We start from the raw sequence: 20,056 nt of genomic DNA on the forward strand, positions 1-20,056 counted from the left end.
GTTCATGAGAGGCTTTAATAATAAACCGCATCCTTTTCACCTGCCAGGTGGGAGAGTCTGATTATACTTATTCCCATTGTACCAAAGCAGGTGAGGGATTAATAGATGAATCCTCACGGATTCAGGTAGGCATTTTACTTTCCGTGACGGAGGCTGTAACCAATGCCCTTAAGCATGCAGGTTCCTGTCAAGTGGAAATGTGGCAGGAGTCTGCAACAGGGGCGATCCTTTTCCTTGTGATTGACCAAGGGAAAGGCATTCAGCTTAAACATCTTCCCCAAGTGGCATTAGTCCGTGGTTTTTCCACTCGTTCATCGTTAGGCATGGGCTTCCATGTGATGAGTCAATACACCGATAAATTATTTCTAAAAAGTGACCGGGCGGGAACCGTTGTGGGACTATATTTCTATAAGACACTGGGATTGACGTCATAGGGAAGGAGGGGTCAGTGATGGATCATGTGGCCTTGGGTGATACCGTTGAGGAAGCTGTGCATAAAGCTTTAGAAGAAAAAGGATGGCAAAGGGAAGATGTAGAAATAGAAGTCCTAGACCCTGGAAAAAGAGGGATTTTTACCAAACGTCAGGCTGTGGTTCGGATCAGAAAAAAACAACCCGGCCAAACTCAACAAGCAGATCATTCTGCAGGCATGACAAATGAATTGAACGAAGAGAATTTAGTCCAATGGTTAAGTTTGCTTGATCACTCCTCCCCCAGTACAGACAAAGTACCAAGTACCCATTCTGTGCAGGGGGAGCTTTCCTCCCCTGCATCTGCACTGACTGAAGCCACAGAAGATATGGTGTGGTGGGAGGAAAACCGCTTGTGTATGAACCGGGAGCTGTTTGAGAACAATGTTATTCTCTTCCCTCCCCAAAGAGCCAAGTTATTGCTTAATGGAAATCCCCTTAAACATATGGTTGTTTTATCTGCCGCGGACCAGGTGACACTACATCCTGATCTTGGTGAATTAAAAAACTGGATTCATATTGAGACTCGCAACAGGGACATTGAAGCAACGATAAGGCTTAAGGAAGAGGCAACTTTTGAGCTTATTCCACAGCTTACGCCCCATCCCGACAAAATAGAAATCCGCTTTATAGAACAAAAACGCCGTCAGCTTCCAATTACGGCTGGTGATGTGATTAAATTGCTTAATCAAAAAGGTATTGTCTACGGTATCAATTATGAACGTATTGACCAGTGGTTGAGGGAAGGATTTAAAGAGCAAAAACCCTATGTGATTGCTAATGGAAAAGATAAACAGGATGGCCGGCCCACACAGTTTAAAAAGCTGTATACCAGCCAAACACCCAGGTCAGAGGCAGGAGATGAACAAGAAGCCATTGACTGGTTTGGTGTTCATCATGTGCCAAGCGTCAAAGCAGGAGAGAAGATCATGGAGGTTATTCCGGCCTCAAAAGGGGTTAACGGGATCAATGTATATGGCCAACCCATCCCGGCTGCAGATGGAAAGGAGATCCCTCTCCGGCTGGGGAAAGGGGTTGTTTCCAGTCCAGACGGACGCTATGTGTATGCCACGATTGACGGCAGGCCGGAGATCACAAAGGGGAAAGTGAGTGTCAATCCGCTTTATGTCGTGGAGGGAGATGTGTCTCTTGAAACTGGCGGCATTAAATTCCATGGAGATGTCTTGGTGACTGGGGATGTGCTGGAAGGGCTGTCCGTTGAAGCATCGGGGAACGTGGAGATAAAAGGCTCTGTCATTGGCGGAAAAATTGTGGCTGGGCAGCATGTAAAGGTTGTCAAAAATGTGATTGGCAGTCAAGTGACAGCAGGCGGGGAAGTCTCGGCCTATCAGCTGTTGTTGAGCAGAATAGAGAGGATTTTGCAACAATTGGACATGCTATCCAAAGCTTATCACCAGCTTAAAGCCATCCCTGTCTTTAAAATGGAGGACTTATTAAAGAATGGGATAGGACGGTTAATTAAATTGCTGCTTGAATCGAAGCTGAACCAACTCGAGACAGATATAGAACAGTTTGAATATCACTTCAAACAAGCGAACATAGACCACAAACAAGTTGCTGCATGGCTCACATTACTTGTTGAGAAGTTGACAGGCTTGGGACCTTTGTCAATCAAGTCCATTACAGAAATAGAAGAGCTCGTCCATTATGGGCACGAATTGAAACAGGAATTGGAACAACATACGCTCAATCCCTGTCACGTGGCGGCCAGTTATATTCAAAATTCAACGGTTCAGGCAAGCGGCAGTATTTATGTTAAAGGAATGGGTGTGTACAATTCTAAGCTGTATGCCGCAGATGAAATTTGTGTTGATGGTGATCCCGGCATTGTCAGGGGAGGATATCTTGAATCCGGCAAAAAGATCAGAGTGCATGAGTTGGGCGTGTGGAGCGGTGTCAAATCCCACATGGTCATCAGAGAACAAGATGGGGAGGTCTGTGCAGACCACTTAAATGTGGGTGTGATTATCAGCATTAATGGGATTAGTTACCAAAACCAGCGCTATCTTCGTTGTGCCCGTCTGTGCTATGATCCTTCATCGCAGGCAATTAAGGTCATTTCATTTTCTGAGAAGGGGAGAGAGAAATGAATTTGGTGGTTCAAGTTGATGACGGCATCCATCATTTACACTGTCAAGGTGAATTGGATATGGGAACGGTCGTATCATTTGACCAGGTCATGGAGTCCATCCTACACGATGAATCATTAAAAGCTGTGATCTTTGATTTGAAGGAATTAACATTTGTTGATTCAACCGGCATCGGCCAATTGTTGAAATACTGCCAGCAATTGGACAGCCGGCAAATTCCGTACTACTTGGTTAACATCTCTGCCAATATTCAAGAAATTTTTGAGGTCCTGGGACTGTCTACTGTCATTGGACAGGAACGTTTTCAGCCTACAGCCCTTGCAGCAAAGGAACTTTTGAACAAATAATTTGGGGAGAGGAAGGATAAATCCTCTCCATTTTTTTATCAGGGAAAAATTGATTATGGGAAAAATCTTAACGATGCTCCTTAACAATCCGGCTTGCCCAACCGATATAATTAATAATTGAGAGATGAAGATGAGCTTCGAGGAAGGTGAACGGGCATGAAAATCGATCACACCCATGGCGTTTGGCGGCCCAATCCCTATCAGCAGCAGGCAGCCAAACCCGTCCAGAAAAGAGAAAAGCCGGGCCGGGATCAGGTCCAAATTTCTGCAGAAGCCAAAGCCATGTTAGATACCCAAACCGCTCTCAACCAAAAGCGGCAGGCTAAATTGGAGAGGATTAAAAGCGAGCTGGAAAGCGGCACTTATCAAGTGGACAGCAGGAAAGTGGCTGAGCGCCTTTTTGATTTCTGGTTTAGACGAGGCTAAAGGAGCGGATTCTGCTATGCGCATGTTGATCGCCACTCTGGAAGAGATGATCCAGGTCCATGAGATGATGCTGGACATTGCCCAAAAGAAGCAGGAGGTCTTGGTGAAGGGGGACGTTCAGCAGCTGTTGGCCTTGTTGCAGGAAGAAGGGAAATGGTTGAAGCAGATGAGCAAGCTGGAACATGAACGGCAGTTTCAAGTGGAAGATTATTTGAGACGGCTTGGGCTTAAAGCCGAGGAGGACATCACCTTGTCCCGCCTGTTGCCCCTGATTCCTGACAAGGAAGAAAGAAATCAGGTTGAGGCGCTGGCCACCCAGTTGGTTGAAATCATTGGCCGCTTGCAACGGCAAAATGAGCTGAACATGCGCCTGACCCAGGATGCGCTTAAGGTGGTCAACCACTCGCTGGAGGTGCTCACCCAAAGTGAACCGGAGCTGACTTACCAGAAGCCGGAGCAGAACGGGAAAAACCATTCTTCAGAACCATCCAGGCGAAGCTTTTTCGATACTAAAGCATAGGGAGTGAGAGGATGAGATCTACGTTTCATGGCTTGGAAACGGCCAAGCGGGGCTTGTACGCCCAGCAAACCGGCATCAATACCACAGCGCACAATATTGCCAACGCTAACACCAAAGGCTATACCCGGCAGCGGGTCAATTTTACCGCCTCTGCCCCCATTGAAGTCCCGGCCCTGAACCGGTCGGTGGCTCCGGGCCAGTTGGGAACCGGCGTTAATTTTTCTTCCATTGTGCGTTTGCGGGAAAAGTTTTTAGATGATCAATACCGCAACGAGGCCAGTTCCTACGGTTACTGGCATGTGCAAAAAGATGCGCTGGAGAAAATCGAACTGATTTTTAACGAGCCCAGTGAAAACGGCCTGCGCTCCACCATCGACCAGTTTTGGAATGCCTGGAGTGATTTGAGCCGGGAACCGGAGAACCTGACGGCCCGGGCCGTGGTGCGCGAGCGGGCCCAGGCCATGCTGGATGCTTTTCAATATGCAGAAACCAAACTGAAAGAGTTGCAAAAAGACTTGGAAGTCAGCTTTGAAGTCAAGCGGATCGAAGCCAATACCTATATTCAGCACATCGCCCAACTGAACAAGGAAATCCGCCGCATTGAAGGAATGGGCATGAACGCCAACGATTTGCGTGACCAGCGGGATGTGCTGGTTGATGAATTGGCCCGGCTGGTGGCCATTAAAGTGGAAGAAGACAGTCAGGGGATGTACACCATTACGCTGCAGCGTAGCGGCAGTGAGGATATAAAGTTAGTCGAAGGCATCGCGTATTACACGATAGGTGAAGATGATTCCGGCAACGCAGCAGGAATTGTGGAGCTTTCGGCTGTTCAAGAAAATGGCCTTAGCGGCGAGTTGCACAGTTTGTGGAAGGCTGAGAACGAAATTGTTCAGGGATACTTGAATGAACTGCGGGCAATGTTCTTTACATTGGTTTACGGTGAAGTTGAAATCACTGTGCCGGCTGACAGTGCACTGTACGATCCGGAGAATCATACTTTGGTGGAATATAAAGCAGGAGATAAGATAACGGTTAATGGAATTAATGGCCTTCACCAGCTGGGTTGGACGTTGCGTGAGGAAAATGGAAATGCCATTGGCGGTCCGCCATTATTTGTTTTGGCAGATGGAACTGATTTTGAAAATATATCGTTTGAAGATTTCCGCATTGCTAATGTGCGCCTCAATCCTGATATCGCTCATAATGCGGGGTTGATTGCCGCTTCGGCACGTGTTGAAATCGTGGATGGACAATTGAAGGTGTTGAAAGGAAACGGAAACTTGGCTCTGATGATGAGTCAATTGCGCGACCAGGCGTTCAACATCGGGGGTGAACCGGGAACGGTAGATGACTATTACCGTTCCTTGTTAGGTAAGCTCGGGGTGCAAACCCAGAAAGCCTCCCGCCAAGCCAGCAACCAGAAAATCATCATGGAAGCTGTGGACAACCGCCGGCAATCGGTGAGCGGGGTTTCCCTCGATGAAGAGATGGTTAACCTGGTTCAGCTTCAGCATGCCTATAATGCTTCGGCACGGATGGTCACCGCAGTGGATCAGATGCTGGACACGATTATTAACCGCATGGGTATTGTCGGGCGTTAGAGTGGTTCCCGGGGTTTGTCTAGTTTGCCAGATTGAAACAGTTTAACAGTTGAGCGCCCATAAGTGGCTTGAGAAGGGATCTGGAGAGGAAGGTGTACAGAGATGAGAGTCACGCCAAAAATGATCAGCGACCAGATGCTGAACAATTTGAACCGCAATTTAAGCCGGTTGGAAAAAGTGCAGTGGCAACTGTCTACCGGGCGCAAAATCAGCAAACCGTCCGATGATCCGGTAGGTTTAAACTATGCTCTCCGCTACCGCAGTGAGCTGGCGGCCAACCAGCAATACCAGCGCAATCTGGATTCGGCTCTGTCCTGGCTGGAAAACGCCGATACCATGGTCGGACAGGTGGTGAACGTGATCCAACGGGCCCGGGAGTTGACCGTGCAAGGTTCAACGGGCAGCAACTCAGCCCAATCCTTGCAAGCGATTGCGGCTGAAATTGATCAGTTGATCGAACAGCTGCGGGAAATTGCCAACTCCCGTTTTAACGGGAAATACATTTTTAACGGTCAGCGGACGGACCAGCCCCCTTATCCGGACGACGATTTTGCTGCGGCCCAGTTCGATACGGGAAAAATAGAATTTGAGGTTGGACGGGGCGTCACCATTGCGGTTAACCAGCATGCCGGAGAGATCTTTGGTGAAGGGACAGAAACGGATAATCTGTTTATTGTTCTGGGCCAAATCAGAGACGCGCTGCGAGACAATGACCCGGAAGCAGCAGAAGCGTTATTGGGCCAATTGGACAGCCGCATGGACAAAGTACTGGAAAAATGGGCGGATATTGGCGCCCGCTATAACCGTTTGGAGTTGATGGACAACCGTTTGAAGGACAACACACTGAACTTTACCAATCTGTTGTCCAAAACAGAAGATGCTGACCTGGCTGAGGTGATTATCAATCTGCGGACGGAAGAAAACATCTACCGTTCCAGCCTGGCTGCCGGAGCGCGCATCATCCAGCCCAGTCTGATCGACTTCCTGCGTTAGTGGATAAGCCGTGAAGTGGATGTGCGGGGGTAGGTGCGGTATAATAGGCCTAGCAGAGTGGGTTGCGGGGGACGTTATTTAATTAGCGCGCCCCCTGAGCAGGGGAAAGGAGGCCAGGAATGAGCGAGAGATTGGAAAGTATGATCAGCGATCTGGGCAAACATATCATGGGCCTGGGAGACAAGATTGACCAATTGGGTCACGCTGTTCACCGCTTGGACAAACGAATAGATAAAGTCGAACACCGTCTGGAAAAAGTAGAGCAGCGTTTGGACAAAGTGGAGCAACGCTTGGACAAAGTGGAGCAGCGCTTGGATGAACATGACAGACGCTTTGAGCAAATTGAGCAACGTCTGGACAAACATGAGCAGATGATCGAGCAATTGCTCTCTATTGTGGCCTCAACCAACCAGCGCGTAGAGGAATTGAGGAAAGAGCAGCAACAATTCCGGGAAGAAGTGAATGAGCGTTTCGACCGTCTGGAGCAAAAGGTGCACTATATTGAAATTGACCTGGAGTATCAGCATCGCCGTACGGCTGACCTGGAGCGGGATATGCACCGTTTGAAAAAGGCGGCCAATGACTAGTGGTTACACATTGTCATGTAACCGCTTTTTTGTTTGGATGGCTTGACTACCCCTGGTTTAACCAAGCGTATTTTTATGGAAAGGGTGAAACTGATGAAGGTAATACACTCCCCCCGTTTTGGACAGGTGCACTATGCAGAGGAACAAGTGATCACGTTTCCTCAAGGGCTACCAGGATTTGAAACATGTACCCGCTATGTGCTTCTGCCACTGGATGAACAGGATGAGCAGCCGTTTTATTTTCTACAGTCTATTGAGGAAGGGGATTTGAGCTTTTTGGTGCTTAATCCGCTCCGTTTTTTCCCGGACTATGAGGTCGAATTGAGTGACGCGGTGGTCGATAAGCTCCAAATAGAAAAGCCTGAGGATGTTTCTCTGTTTACTACGGTGACTGTGAGAGGCTCACTGCACGATGCGACTACCAATCTGAAGGCGCCGCTGGTCATTAATGTACCCAAGCGACTGGGCAAGCAAGTGGTTGTGGAGAACAAGGATTATCTGCTCAAGCAGCCCCTGTTTGTTCCCGAGAATAAGCAGGCCAATGCGGGGCAGAAGGGGTGATAACGGGTGCTTGTCTTGGCGCGTAAAAAAGGAGAATCCATTATTATTGATGATCAAATTGAAGTCAAAGTGGTCGCTGTGGAAGGGGATGTGGTCAAGCTGGGCATTGAAGCGCCAAAATCGGTGTCCATCCACCGCCAGGAAGTATACCAGGCCATTCAGGAGGAAAACCGGGCCGCCCGGATGACGGCTTTTGATCCGGAGTGGTTGAAGAAGTTAAAAAGTAACATTGAGTGAGGGTTGCCCATTCTGGTTTTCTGACAACTTATAAAGAAAGAAAAGTTTCCTTTACTGATCCGTTTTCTGGGAAAATATCTCTTCTAACTTAATGCTGACGCCAGGAATGATTCGAACAGGTACTTCATCTTCCTTACTGTAAAAAACGGGTCCTTCATATTGACCTTGATCATTAAGCAGATAGACCATCACAATGTGGTCAATAGGATGGACGATCCAGTACTCTTTCACCCCATGCTGTTCGTAAAGTTTCCGCTTGCGGATGTAATCGTTGGTGGCTGTACTGGGTGAAGTGACTTCAATGATCAAGTCAGGAGCCCCTTTCACTCCCCTGTCGTCCAATTTGGCCGGGTCGCAAACGACCACGATATCGGGTTGAACCACATTGATCATGTGCGCCTCCTGCTCATCTTGATTGTTCACCAGACGAACGTCAAGGGGCGCGACATAAACCCGGCAGGGATGGTTTCGCAGGGCCTGATACAGTGTGGCAGATAACGCCATGACAACCTCTTGGTGCTGGCGGGAGGGTGAAGGGGCCAGCAGGTAAGGCACGCCGTTGATCAGTTCGAGGCGCTCATCATCCGGCCAGTTCAGGTAATCGGCATAAGTATAGGTTTTGCCAGATTTTTTAACTTACCTCCGACAGAAGTCTCCCACTTCTAAGCGAAGCGAAAGTGGGAGATGAATGTCGGTTTGATGTAGCCTCAATATGATGAGTGTGGTAAAATAAAATCAAACAAACGTTCGTATTGTGGGCAGGTGATGCGGATATGCCCAACAAAGCCTACAAATTCCGTCTGTATCCAACACAAGAACAGGAACAACTGCTCGCCAAAACGTTCGGTTGTGTCCGTTTCGTCTACAACAAAATGCTTGAGGAACGTCAACACATCTATGACACGTTCAAAGACGACAAAGAAGCTTTGAAACAGCACAAATTTCCCACTCCGGCCAAGTACAAAAAAGATTTTCCGTGGCTTAAAGAAGTCGATAGCCTTGCCTTAGCCAACGCTCAATTAAACTTGCAAAAAGCATTCACCAACTTCTTCTCTTATGAACACCAACCGGTGCCAAAAGAAATAGAAAACGTTGTTGGGCTCGATTTTTCCATGAATACGCTGTATGTCGATAGCGAGGGTAAGAGAGCCAATTATCCTCGATTCTATCGGCAAGCCTTGGAAAAACTGGCCCGAGCCCAACGGGTGCTGTCACGCCGCAGGAAAGGTTCCAAGCGTTGGCACAAACAGCGGCTGAAAGTCGCCCAGTTGCACGAAAAGATTGCCAACCAACGTCAGGATTTTCTGCATCAGGCTTCACGACAATTGGCCAACCGGTATGATGCCGTGGTGATTGAAGACCTCAACATGAAAGGGATGGCTCAAGCCCTCCATTTCGGTCAAAGCGTCCACGACAACGGTTGGGGCCTGTTCACTACTTTTCTTCGATACAAGTTAGCAGAACAGGGAAAGAAGCTGATCAAAATCGACAAATGGTTCCCCTCATCCAAAACGTGTTCATGTTGTGGTCGAGTGAAGGTGTCTCTATCGCTTTCCGAACGTCTATTTCGTTGTGCATGCGGTTTTGTGGCAGACAGAGATATCAACGCCGCCATCAATATCAAAAAGGAAGGTCTGAAACAGTTAGGGACTGCCTGACTGGATCTCGAACCGTGGGGCACACGGGGATCGCTCGGTCAATTTTCCTTCGTTAGAAGGAATTACCCGAGAAGCCCCCACCTCTAAGCGTTAGCGTAGGTGGTGGGAGTATGTCACCTCAGAAAGAGCTGGCAGACAGAGCTGGATTGAAACAGTTCGCAATTTCCCGTATGGAAAGTCAAGGTGTGGTTCCGCGAGTAGATACACTGACGAAAGTAGCTGAAGCCTTAGGGTTAAAGCTCACGCTCGTTGAAGAAGAAGCAGCTGCAATTGTATGAAGGGGAGAAGACTGGAAGTAAGCCTAATTGACAAGTTGAAGGAAGAACTAGGTAAAATCTGAGCCCCATCCACCCATTCTCCTGCCCTCCCTTGTGCATACACTAAACACATAACCCTGACAAGGGAGGAAACGATGATGCCTGGCAAGAAGCGTTCCCCGGCCAAACGCCCTTCTAAACGGCACTTTGCACCCGCCATTGGAACCAAGTATCCCAGTCACCGAAAACTCAACCCATTCTGTCCCAAGCGCGCATATCCTGTAAACTCCCCCTTTTTCCCTGTTTGGCTGCTGTCCGGCTTGTGTAACCCTTTTGTGCCCATGGGACCAGCGTTCATGTTCGGCCCTTTTTTCCCGCCTGGTCCGGCCGGATTGTGGATTCCACAGATACATTCTGTTAAAAAGTGTTGATCATTACAACACAAGTCAATTTTGATTTAACTCTGTGTTTGACTTTATAAATGATTTTATTTCGGGTATAATTGGTTTAAGAATATTTGTTAGGGATAACACATATGCTATGGCTGTCACCAAATAAAGGAGTGATAGCATATGTGTAATAAGAAGGGGGAGGGTATAGATATGGCTACGGTATCTTTTGATAAAAAAATGATAATTAAAGATGATACAGCTGCAAATATTTTAATACACGAACTAGAGACTCCAAAGCATGGTAAGTTAATCCAGCCTATCAATATAAGAAAAGAATTACAAAGGGGTAGTTTGCTATTGAAAAAGAAATACTCTCGTTAAGGGAATTTCTTGAATATGCTGGTGAACAAGAGGTCACCAGATACCTTTCTAAATTTTCCTGTAATCGGAACCATGATGTTGAAAATTTTTTAAGAAGTAAAGCAGTCATATATGAAAAGGTTTCAAAAAGCAGAACGTATCTCCTTGTGGATAAGTATGCTTTAGAGAATAATAATGAAATTGAAATCATCGCATATTTTGCATTAACTGTTAAGCCTTTATATATTGGAGAAAATGTATCGAATAGTGTACGCAAAAGGCTTGATGGACTGTTTAAAAATACTGAAAATGTTGCAGGGTATTTAATTGGACAGTTAGGTAAAAATGACGTATACAAAGATCGAATATCCGGAAATGAAATATTAGGATATGCTATAAGTCTTATTATCGAAGCTTTTAACCTTGTTGGGGGAAGATTTGTTTTTGTTGAATGCGAAGATTGCCAGAAACTCATATCCTTTTACGAAAAAAATAATTTTAAAGTCTTGCAAAAGGATAATGAAACAGGTCTTGTTCAGTTATTTCGAATATTGGGTTAATTTTTTATAAGATTAGTAACTTAATGTCTCCGGTTCAAAATCGTGTTAAACACTCGCCTGCCTCCTGCCGATATATAAAGTAAAGGTAACTATCGGTGAAGGAGGCTTTTTTTATGGGAATCGAACCGGTCACATCGTCTTCACTGCATGTTAACCTGCAGCGCAAAGGGGAAAGCGAGATTCGCACCCAGCATCGGGAACAATCCCAGCAACCGGCCGAACAGCGCTTAAGTTCACCCCAGCTGGAACTGACCAAAGAAGATTTGGAAAAGACCCTTAAAGGATTGAATGAATTTTTGAAACCGGCATATAAAACTTTGCGTTTTGAACTTTACGAAGAGCTGGACCGCTATATTGTACGCCTGGTGGATCAGGAGAGCCAGGAAGTGATCCGGGAGATTCCCCCTGAGAAACTTCTTGATATGTACGTCTCCATGCTTCAGTTTGTCGGGCTGATTGTCGATGAAAAAGTGTAACTTGATGGCTGGAGGCGGTCAGCTGCCATTCAAGGGCAGGTAAAGAAAACACAATCGACAAACGGGAGGGTCACAGATGCGCATTGCCGGTTTGGCCTCAGGTATGGATATTAACCAGATTGTCCAAGACTTGATGCGGGCTGAACGGATCCCGATGGACAAGCTGTTCCAGCGGAGGGAATGGTTGAGCTGGCAGCGGGATGCCTACCGGGAGATGAACCTCGCCTTGAGAACCTTCCGGGATACGCACGCCCATATGCGTTTGCAGTCCACATTCATTGCCCTGCAAGCGATGAGCTCTAATGCAAGTGGCTTAAAGGCAACGGCCACAGCCTCAGCTCAGGCGGGAACCTATACCGTGGAAGTCATCCAGTTAGCGAAAGGGGCGGAGATCCGTTCCGAGCAACGGATCAAAGACAAAGACGGGAACGATGTCAAAGCCTCAACCAATATCTTTGCAGCCATGGGACGTGATGCAACAGAAGGCAGCTTCACCATCAAGGTCAGCGTGAACGATGGAACGAACCAACGGACAGCCGAGATCACCATCACTGCCGAAGATACCTTTTCCACACTGGCCCGCAAACTGTCCCGGGCTTCAGTGACTGAAGATGGCAAGGAGGTTTCCTTAGGTCTTCAAGCCTCTTTTGATGACACCCTGGGCCGCTTTTTTATCAGTACCCGAGAAACAGGGGAACATATGCAGCTGACCATCGGGGATGGAGTGGACGGTGCCAGCCAAACAGTCGAGTTTATCGACAAATATATTTTAGGCCGCACTGATCCTGCCACGTATGAGGGCACGTATACCGCTCAAGGACAAAATGCTATCGTTGATTTTGACGGCATTGATACAATCGAACATACTACCAATAACATCTCGGTGCGGGGGATGAACCTGACCTTGTACCAGACGGGGGAATATACGGTTACGGTCCAATCCAATCCTGATCAGGTCTTTGAGCAGATTAAAGCCTTTGTCGAAGCGTATAATGAACTGATCGACAAAATTAATGAAAAACTGAATGAACCCCGTTACAGGGACTATCCTCCGCTGACCGACGAGCAGCGGGAAGCCTTGTCCGAAACGGAGGCCAAGCGCTGGGACGAACGGGCCCGGAGCGGCCTGTTGCGCAATGATCCCCTCCTGCGCCAGGTGCTGGTTGACCTGCGCCAGGCTTGGACCAACCCGATAGAAGGCATTCCTGCCGGCCAGTTGCGCCACTTGGCGGAAATCGGCATTACCACCTCAAGCAACTGGCGGGACGGGGGCAGGCTGGTCATTAACGAAGCCAAGTTGCGGGAAGCGATTGCTGAGCGTCCTGATGAAGTCATGGCCTTGTTTACGCAAGCTCCGGCGGAAGAAGGCAACCGGGATCAAATGGGCATCGGGCGGCGCATCTATCAGGTGGTGGGTGACAGCATCAGCCGCCTCCGTGACCGGGCCGGTTCCCCGGGCATCACGACAGGGGATCAAAGTGTCTTGGGGCGGCAATTGCGTGACATAGATGATCAGATTGCCCGTTGGGAAGACCGTTTGGCCCGCATTGAGGAACGTTACTGGCGCCAGTTTACCGCGATGGAGAAGGCCATTAATGACATGAACCAGCAAACCATGTTCCTGCTGACCCACTTCTTTAACATGTAAGGCTGACACTTCTTCAACGTGAAAAGCTCATTTTAACCGGGGAGCGCATTTCCATATTTGATTAAAGGAACGATTTAAGCTGTCAAAGGAGCTCTGTCCATGGAGACACACAGAGAACTGCTTCAACGGCTGTATGCTGAAACCTGCCGTATCCGGGAGCAACTGGCCCGTGTCCATGAGGATATGAACAAGAATGACCCGGCTGTCGTGGAACAGTTGCAGGCGGCGGTTGAGGCACGGGGCCACACAATAGCCAAGCTGCAACATCTGCAGCAGGAGGGCAGCTTGGCTTGGACAGGGGAGGAAAAGGAACTCTTAGCCCGGCTTAAAGATTGGGAACCGGAACTGAACGAACGGCTGCGCAGCTTGTACACTGCTTTTGCCCGGCAACTGCAGAAGCTGAACCAAGGCAAGCAGGCCGCGCACAAATACCAGCAGCCTTATGCGGCCATATACACAGACGGAACCTATATTGACAAGCGCAAGTAAGGATTGTCCTGAAAGGAGGCGTCTCATTGTCTGTCCGCAATCCCTATCAAACGTACAAGCACAATGCGGTGCAAACCGCCTCTCCCGGCGAATTAACGCTCATGTTATATAACGGGTGCCTTAATTTTATTAAGCAAGCCCGGCAGGCGATAGAGGAAAATAACATCCAAGAGCGGAACAAGTATATGCAAAAGGCGCAGGATATCATCCGGGAGCTGATGGTCACCCTGAACACGGATTACGCTGTGGCCAAGGATATGCTGCGGATGTATGACTATATACTCCGCCGCCTGATTGAAGCCAATATCAACAATGACGCGGCCATTTTGGATGAGGTGGAAACATACGTCAGCCAGTTCCGCGACACCTGGAAAGAGGTTTTGCGTTTGAACCGGCAAAAACAGTATGGTGGAGGAGTCCCGCATGATGGCAAATTCTAAGCTTGAGAGCCGTAAAATTGTCGCTTTCCGTCTGGGAACGGAAGAGTATGGCGTTCCCATCGGGCAGGTGGTTTCCATTGAACGGATGCAAAAACCAACCAAAATTCCCAAAGTGCCCCAACATATACGCGGCGTGTTGAATATCCGCCAGCAAGTGATTCCCATCGCGGATTTACGCACCTATCTGTTGGAAGCAGAGTGCACGGACGAAGACGATGCGCGCATCATTGTCATTGATGTGGACGGCCGCTCAATGGGTTTGGTGGTGGATGAAGCCAAGGATGTTGTGGACATTGACCCGGACCAGGTCCAGCAAGTGGACTTGCATGGCGCTGCTTCTGAAAGCGTGCTCGGGATTGCCAAAGTGGACGAGCGGCTGATTATTCTGATGAACATGTCTAAGCTGTTAAATGAGCTGGACCCCTCTGGCATTTTGCAGGAGATTCAGCACGTGGCCCAGCTCGAACAGCAGGATGGGGAAGAAGCTGAACCGGCTGAGGCCGATGGGGAAGGTGCTGATGAAAAAGTAAGCCAAGCAGCAGAAGATGGGCTTGCCAAATAGACGCTACCCCGGCCCTGAAGCGGCCGGTTTTTTATTGTGTGCATAAACAGGAATGTTGTGGACAGGGACAACATTAGCCAACTGGTTCACTGTCAAGAAAATGTCTATCTTTTTCGACAAAAATGTGAAAAAAGTCTAAGTTTAGGTAGGAATTTTAGGAAAAATGTCGAATAAGTATAACACAAAGTGAGAGGAGGATGAGACCATGAAATTTAATATTCGTGGGGAAAATATTGAGGTCACTCCGGCTTTGCGCGATTATGTGGAAAAGAAGGTCGGACGCCTGGAGCGGTACTTTAATGAAGACATTACCTCCGATGTATATGTCACCTTGAAAGTGACCCGGGATGAACACAGCGTGGAAGTAACCATCCCCATGCCGAAGTTGCTCCTCCGTGCCGAGGAAAAGAGCCTGGACATGTATGCCTCAATTGATCTGGTTGTGGAAAAACTGGAGCGCCAAATCCGTAAATATAAAACCAAGATCAACCGCAAATTCCGGCAAGACGGAAGTGTGAAGCAGCTTTTCCAAGAGGTGAATGGCCAAGCCGAAGAGACGCATGAAGAAGAAACAGATGACAAAATTGAGATCGTGCGTACCAAACGGTTTAACTTAAAGCCGATGGATGCCGAGGAAGCCGTGTTGCAAATGGATCTGTTGGGTCACAATTTCTTTGTCTTTTCCGATGCAGAAACCCAAAAGGTGAGCGTGGTTTACAAGCGCAAGGATGGCCGTTACGGCCTGATTCAGCCGGAATAAAACGAAAATAAACCTAAAAAAGGGCTGTCCCCAAAGCATTCCTTTGGTGACAGCCCTTCATTTTACAGGGAGATGAGTTGAACGCAGCTTAAGCATGAACACTGCTTGATTCAGCCCTTGTGAACACAGCTTGATCTAGCCTTACATCCGGGGTGTGGTGTGCAGCAGCCGCTCTATCTCTTCAGAGGGCATGGGTCTGCTGAATAAGAATCCTTGTGCCTCATCACAGCCAAAATCTTTAAGCAAAGTGAATTGCTCCTCGTATTCCACGCCTTCAGCACACACTTTCAGGCCCAACCGGTGCCCCAATTCTATAATGGTTTTCACAATTTCCTGATCTTTGTGTTGGTTGTGCATATCCATAATAAAAGAGCGGTCGATTTTGATCAAGTCCAGTGGGAAGTGCTTTAAATATTGCAAAGAAGAGTAATACATGCCAAAATCGTCGACGGCGAGCTGGATGCCCCGGGATTTTAATTGCTTTAAGGTAGCGGCAGTTTGTTCCAGGTTGGTCATCATCGCTGATTCGGTGATCTCCACTCTGAGACTAGCGGGTTCCAATCCGGTTGTGTCCAGGACTTGCTGCACGATACCGGCTAGATTATCTTGCTGAAATTGTAAGGCTGAAAAATTGACAGAGACATGAATTGGGCGCCCCTCCTGCTGCTGCCATGTTTTTACTTGCTGGCAGGCAGTCTGTAACACCCACTGCCCAATGGCTGTGATTAAGCCATTGGCTTCAGCCACAGGCAAGAATTCACTGGGTGACACCAATCCCAGCGTGGGATGCTCCCAGCGGATAAGGGCTTCCATCCCGCAAATGGTTCCTGTTGTGTTATCGATTTGGGGCTGGTAGTAAACACGGAGCTGATTGTTTTCCAGCGCATGAGGCAGGTCATGTTCCAACACAATGTGCTTTAACTGGTCAACATTCATATCTCCCTTAAAAAGCCGGTATTGTTTGTCTCCTGCTCCGTCATGAACAGCATGATGGATCATAACCTGGGTGCCTTGCTGTTCCGATAGGTCTCTGAAGTAGATGGCGACAATATCTTGGGAAGAGGAAACGGTCACTTCAAACCACCGGTTCAGGGGCGCATACCATTCTCTGAATTGCCTGGCCTGCTTGTCCCCTGGGCGGGTATAGGCCTGGTAAAACTTGGTATCTTTCAGTTCAGGAAATGCATCCCAGAAATTTTTGCCAATCAGGTTGAAACGGTCAATGTTAAACAGCTGTTCTATGGCTGGATTAAGATAGAGAAATTCCCAGTGGCGATTAAGGATAATATACCCGCCTTGGATGTTTTCTAAGACGGTTAGGACCTGTTGTCCTGATTTAATGAGTGTCTCTTCCATTTCTTTATTGACGAGTTGGAGACTTGGAGCAGACTGATTGCTCTTTTTTGCCATACAGGTACCTACCTCTCAGCTTGCAGGATATAAAAAAACCACACCCGTCTATGAGGGATGTGGTTTTGATCCCCATAAACGGCAGCTGGCTGGCATAGCCCTGGCGGACCTTAGCCCCTGTAGCTTTGCGTCACTGTGTTTCCACAGTTTTGCCTTTATCGTTTTTATATTTAAATTTGTTGTTATCATTCGTCAGACAATCATCCTGGCTGGTAAAAATAAACTTTTGTCGTGCAAATATAGAATGACAAATATCAAACTAAAAGAACCAACTCAATACGATGGTACACATGTGAGACATGATGGCCATTAATCATGGTCATAGTCATACTATAATAATGATAAATAATTTCAGACTGTTGATCAATAGTATTATCGCCATATTTCGAATGATTTTGACACAATTCGATAAAAACTGCCCCTCCATGCTACTTTGCCCCCTTCCCCACATTCCTTGTGTCCCTCCGCTTTCATCTGGTAAAATAGGCATGATGTCACTCGCCTGATCACCTACAGAACAGAGCTGGCGAAAACTATGGTTGAGGACAAGGGACAGGCGCTGAAAAGGAGCGATCAATGATGCTCGGATGGTTGAAGAAGTGGTTTGGAGATCCCACCGAAAAAGAGCTAAAACAAATGTACAAAATTGTGGAACATATTAACAGTCTTGAACCGGAGATGGAACGCCTATCTGATAATGAGCTGCAGCAAAAAACACAGCACTTTAAAGAGCGGCTGGCCAGGGGTGAAACGCTGGATGACCTGTTGCCCGAGGCCTATGCCGTTTGCCGGGAAGCATCCAAACGGGTGCTCAATATGCGCCATTTTGATGTGCAGCTGTTGGGCGGCATTGTGCTGCATAAAGGGGAAATCGCGGAGATGAAGACTGGGGAAGGGAAAACCTTGGTGGCAACCCTCCCCATTTATTTAAATGCTTTGACCGGCAAGGGGGTCCATCTGGTCACCGTCAACGAATACCTGGCCAAACGGGACAGTGAGCAGATGGGCAAGCTGTATAACTTTTTAGGGCTTACGGTGGGGCTGAATATCAGCGGGATGTCCCAGCAAGAGAAAAAGGAAGCCTATGCCGCTGATGTGACCTATGGCACCAACAATGAGTTTGGTTTTGACTACTTGCGGGACAACATGGTGCTGTATAAGGAGCAGATGGTGCAGCGGCCCCTCAATTTTGCCATTGTGGACGAGGTGGACAGCATCCTCATTGACGAGGCCCGCACCCCGCTGATCATCTCCGGACAGGCCCAGCGTTCCACCCAGTATTACCAGGCGGCGGACCGCTTTGTGGCCAGCCTGGTCAAAGACAGGGACTACACGGTGGACGAGAAGGCCCGCAACGTGATGCTGACCGAAGAAGGGGTGGCCAAAGCGGAGCGCTTTTTTGGCATTGACAACCTCTATGATCATGCCAATGTGCTCATTAACCATCACATCACCCAGGCCCTCAAAGCCCGGGTGATCATGCGCCGGGATGTGGATTATGTGGTCCAAAACGGCGAAGTGGTGATTGTCGATGAGTTTACCGGCCGCCTGATGCACGGCCGCCGCTACAGTGACGGGCTGCACCAGGCCATTGAGGCCAAGGAAGGGCTGCAGATCCATCAGGAAAGCATGACCTTGGCCACGATCACCTTCCAGAACTACTTCCGCATGTATAAAAAACTGGCCGGCATGACGGGGACGGCCAAAACAGAGGAAGAAGAGTTTCGCAAAATCTATGGCCTGGACGTGTATGTCATTCCCACCAACAAACCCATGATCCGTAAAGACTTGCCCGACATGGTTTATAAAACGGAAGCGGCCAAGTTCCGGGCCGTGGTCAAAGAGATCGTCGAACGGCACAAAAAAGGGCAGCCGGTCCTGGTCGGCACGGTCTCCATTGAAAAATCGGAGCTGCTGTCGGCCATGCTCAAAAAAGAAGGCATTCCCCACCAGGTGCTCAATGCCAAACACCATGAGCGGGAAGCGGAGATTATTGCCCAAGCCGGCCAGCGGGGCGCGGTCACCATCGCCACCAACATGGCCGGACGGGGAACTGATATTGTGTTAGGGGAAGGCGTGGCCGAACTGGGCGGGCTGCATATTATCGGCACGGAGCGGCATGAGTCCCGCCGCATTGACAACCAGCTCCGCGGACGGGCCGGGCGCCAGGGAGATCCCGGTTCCAGCCAGTTTTTTATCTCGCTGGAGGACGAGCTGATGCGCCGCTTTGGCGGGGAGAATATCATGGGCATGATGGAGCGCCTCGGCATGGATGAGGACCAGCCCATTGAGAGCCGGATGATCACCCGGGCCATTGAAAAAGCCCAGGAGCGGGTGGAAGGGCATAACTTTGACATCCGCAAGTGGCTGCTGCAGTACGATGATGTGATTAACCAGCAGCGGGAAATTATTTACAAACAGCGCCGGGAAGTGCTGGAACGGGACAGCCTGCGCGATGTGGTGGAAGGCATGCTCAAAAGTGTGGTGGAACGCATTGTCAACCTGCACACCCCGGACAGCGAAGTGCCTGAAGACTGGGATTACCAGGCCATTATTGACTATGCCAACGCCACCTTCTTCCATGAGGGCACCGTCACCGTCGGTGAGATTAAAATGAAGCCCCGGGAGGAGATCATTGACCTGTTCATGCACAAGATCAAGGCCATTTATGACCAGCGGGAGCAGGAAGTGGGCCCGGAACTGATGCGGGAATTTGAAAAAGTGGTGGTCTTGCGGGCAGTGGATACCAAGTGGATGGACCACATCGATGCCATGGACCAGCTGCGGCAGGGCATCCATTTGCGCGCCTATGGCCAGACTGACCCGCTCAGGGCCTATCAGATGGAAGGCTTTGAAATGTTCCAAAACATGATTGAAGCCATTGAGGAAGAAGTGGCCACCTATATTCTTAAAGCCCACATCACGCCCAATGTGGAGCGTCAGGCTGTGGCCCAGGGTGAATCGGTCCGGCCCACTCCTGTCCAGCCTGGAGCCCGCCCGGCAGCCCAGGCTCCCGGCGGGGAGAAACCTAAGCCGCAACCGGTCCGCGTGGGCAAGAAAATTGGCCGCAATGAACTGTGTCCGTGCGGCAGCGGCAAAAAATATAAACGCTGTTGTGGACAAACCTCGTGATCGGCTATAATAGTGATTGTGCGGAAAACATCAATATACACTTGGAGCCGAAACCG

The 20,056-nt window shown here is 48.8% G+C and carries 23 protein-coding genes and 1 riboswitch; of the genes, 21 read left to right on the top strand and 2 right to left on the bottom strand.

The window, feature by feature from the left end; all coding sequences use genetic code 11:
* Positions 1-143 precede the first annotated feature (143 nt).
* The 10 genes from IEW48_RS07975 to csrA all read left to right on the top strand — a co-directional run bounded on the left by IEW48_RS07975 (position 144) and on the right by csrA (position 7,856).
* A complete protein-coding gene (locus tag IEW48_RS07975) occupies positions 144-434 on the top strand; it encodes an ATP-binding protein (protein ID WP_188623342.1) in 291 nt (96 codons plus the stop codon).
* Between the two features lie 17 nt (positions 435-451).
* Entirely contained in the window at positions 452-2,581 is a 2,130-nt protein-coding gene (locus IEW48_RS07980; protein ID WP_188623343.1) for a flagellar assembly protein A, read from the top strand.
* A complete protein-coding gene (locus tag IEW48_RS07985) occupies positions 2,578-2,928 on the top strand; it encodes an STAS domain-containing protein (protein WP_188623344.1) in 351 nt (116 codons plus the stop codon). Before IEW48_RS07980 ends, IEW48_RS07985 begins: the two co-directional genes overlap by 4 nt.
* Before the next feature lie 156 nt (positions 2,929-3,084).
* Positions 3,085-3,354 (top strand): flagellar biosynthesis anti-sigma factor FlgM, encoded by a 270-nt coding sequence (gene flgM / locus IEW48_RS07990; protein WP_188623345.1) that lies wholly within the window; start codon positions 3,085-3,087, stop codon positions 3,352-3,354.
* Positions 3,355-3,370: 16 nt separating this feature from the next.
* Positions 3,371-3,874 (top strand): flagellar protein FlgN, encoded by a 504-nt coding sequence (locus IEW48_RS07995; RefSeq protein WP_188623346.1) that lies wholly within the window; start codon positions 3,371-3,373, stop codon positions 3,872-3,874.
* Between the two features lie 11 nt (positions 3,875-3,885).
* Entirely contained in the window at positions 3,886-5,478 is a 1,593-nt protein-coding gene (gene flgK / locus IEW48_RS08000) for a flagellar hook-associated protein FlgK (protein ID WP_188623347.1), read from the top strand.
* A gap of 102 nt (positions 5,479-5,580) precedes the next feature.
* Positions 5,581-6,471 (top strand): flagellar hook-associated protein FlgL, encoded by an 891-nt coding sequence (flgL, locus tag IEW48_RS08005; RefSeq protein WP_188623348.1) that lies wholly within the window; start codon positions 5,581-5,583, stop codon positions 6,469-6,471.
* A 119-nt stretch (positions 6,472-6,590) separates the two neighbouring features.
* The gene (locus IEW48_RS08010; RefSeq protein WP_188623349.1) at positions 6,591-7,058 is read left to right on the top strand and encodes a hypothetical protein; all 468 of its coding nucleotides are present in this window, start codon (positions 6,591-6,593) and stop codon (positions 7,056-7,058) included.
* 93 nt (positions 7,059-7,151) lie between these two features.
* Positions 7,152-7,619 (top strand): flagellar assembly protein FliW, encoded by a 468-nt coding sequence (gene fliW / locus IEW48_RS08015; RefSeq protein ID WP_188623350.1) that lies wholly within the window; start codon positions 7,152-7,154, stop codon positions 7,617-7,619.
* Between the two features lie 6 nt (positions 7,620-7,625).
* Positions 7,626-7,856 carry a carbon storage regulator CsrA gene (gene csrA, locus IEW48_RS08020; RefSeq protein WP_188623351.1) on the top strand — a complete coding sequence of 77 codons (231 nt, stop codon included), beginning with the start codon at positions 7,626-7,628 and terminating at the stop codon, positions 7,854-7,856.
* A 51-nt stretch (positions 7,857-7,907) separates the two neighbouring features.
* On the opposite strand, the gene IEW48_RS08025 is transcribed toward csrA, so the two are convergent.
* Positions 7,908-8,453 (bottom strand): Uma2 family endonuclease, encoded by a 546-nt coding sequence (locus IEW48_RS08025; RefSeq protein WP_188623402.1) that lies wholly within the window; start codon positions 8,451-8,453, stop codon positions 7,908-7,910.
* Between the two features lie 176 nt (positions 8,454-8,629).
* Here IEW48_RS08025 and IEW48_RS08030 point away from each other — a divergent pair, with 176 nt between their 5' ends.
* The 10 genes from IEW48_RS08030 to hpf all read left to right on the top strand — a co-directional run bounded on the left by IEW48_RS08030 (position 8,630) and on the right by hpf (position 15,458).
* The gene (locus IEW48_RS08030; RefSeq protein WP_188623352.1) at positions 8,630-9,514 is read left to right on the top strand and encodes an RNA-guided endonuclease InsQ/TnpB family protein; all 885 of its coding nucleotides are present in this window, start codon (positions 8,630-8,632) and stop codon (positions 9,512-9,514) included.
* A gap of 110 nt (positions 9,515-9,624) precedes the next feature.
* On the top strand, positions 9,625-9,792 hold the full coding sequence (locus tag IEW48_RS08035) for a helix-turn-helix domain-containing protein (RefSeq protein WP_229703991.1): 168 nt from the start codon (positions 9,625-9,627) through the stop codon (positions 9,790-9,792).
* A gap of 581 nt (positions 9,793-10,373) precedes the next feature.
* Positions 10,374-10,544: a hypothetical protein gene (locus IEW48_RS08040; protein WP_158306366.1), complete on the top strand. Its 171-nt coding sequence runs from the start codon at positions 10,374-10,376 to the stop codon at positions 10,542-10,544.
* A gap of 146 nt (positions 10,545-10,690) precedes the next feature.
* On the top strand, positions 10,691-11,083 hold the full coding sequence (locus IEW48_RS08045; RefSeq protein WP_188623353.1) for an acetyltransferase: 393 nt from the start codon (positions 10,691-10,693) through the stop codon (positions 11,081-11,083).
* A 113-nt stretch (positions 11,084-11,196) separates the two neighbouring features.
* Positions 11,197-11,559, top strand: a complete 363-nt coding sequence (flaG, locus tag IEW48_RS08050; RefSeq protein ID WP_188623354.1) for a flagellar protein FlaG — start codon at positions 11,197-11,199, stop codon at positions 11,557-11,559.
* Between the two features lie 76 nt (positions 11,560-11,635).
* Positions 11,636-13,207: a flagellar hook-associated protein 2 gene (locus IEW48_RS08055; RefSeq protein WP_188623355.1), complete on the top strand. Its 1,572-nt coding sequence runs from the start codon at positions 11,636-11,638 to the stop codon at positions 13,205-13,207.
* Positions 13,208-13,306: 99 nt separating this feature from the next.
* Positions 13,307-13,696 carry a hypothetical protein gene (locus IEW48_RS08060; RefSeq protein ID WP_188623356.1) on the top strand — a complete coding sequence of 130 codons (390 nt, stop codon included), beginning with the start codon at positions 13,307-13,309 and terminating at the stop codon, positions 13,694-13,696.
* Between the two features lie 26 nt (positions 13,697-13,722).
* Positions 13,723-14,136, top strand: coding sequence for a flagellar export chaperone FliS (gene fliS / locus IEW48_RS08065; protein WP_188623357.1), 414 nt, complete (start codon positions 13,723-13,725; stop codon positions 14,134-14,136).
* Positions 14,123-14,698, top strand: coding sequence for a chemotaxis protein CheW (locus IEW48_RS08070; RefSeq protein WP_188623358.1), 576 nt, complete (start codon positions 14,123-14,125; stop codon positions 14,696-14,698). Before fliS ends, IEW48_RS08070 begins: the two co-directional genes overlap by 14 nt.
* 205 nt (positions 14,699-14,903) lie before the next feature.
* A complete protein-coding gene (gene hpf, locus IEW48_RS08075; protein WP_188623359.1) occupies positions 14,904-15,458 on the top strand; it encodes a ribosome hibernation-promoting factor, HPF/YfiA family in 555 nt (184 codons plus the stop codon).
* Positions 15,459-15,599: 141 nt separating this feature from the next.
* Here hpf and IEW48_RS08080 read toward each other — a convergent pair whose 3' ends face one another.
* A complete protein-coding gene (locus IEW48_RS08080) occupies positions 15,600-16,868 on the bottom strand; it encodes a sensor domain-containing protein (RefSeq protein WP_188623360.1) in 1,269 nt (422 codons plus the stop codon).
* Between the two features lie 77 nt (positions 16,869-16,945).
* Positions 16,946-17,032: riboswitch (cyclic di-GMP riboswitch) on the bottom strand.
* 415 nt (positions 17,033-17,447) lie between these two features.
* On the opposite strand from IEW48_RS08080, the gene secA reads away from it, so the two are divergent.
* Positions 17,448-20,000: a preprotein translocase subunit SecA gene (secA, locus tag IEW48_RS08085; RefSeq protein WP_188623361.1), complete on the top strand. Its 2,553-nt coding sequence runs from the start codon at positions 17,448-17,450 to the stop codon at positions 19,998-20,000.
* Positions 20,001-20,056: the final 56 nt, after the last annotated feature.

It is taken from the genome of Caldalkalibacillus thermarum (assembly GCF_014644735.1).
Classification (GTDB): Bacteria; Bacillota; Bacilli; order Caldalkalibacillales; family Caldalkalibacillaceae; genus Caldalkalibacillus; species Caldalkalibacillus thermarum.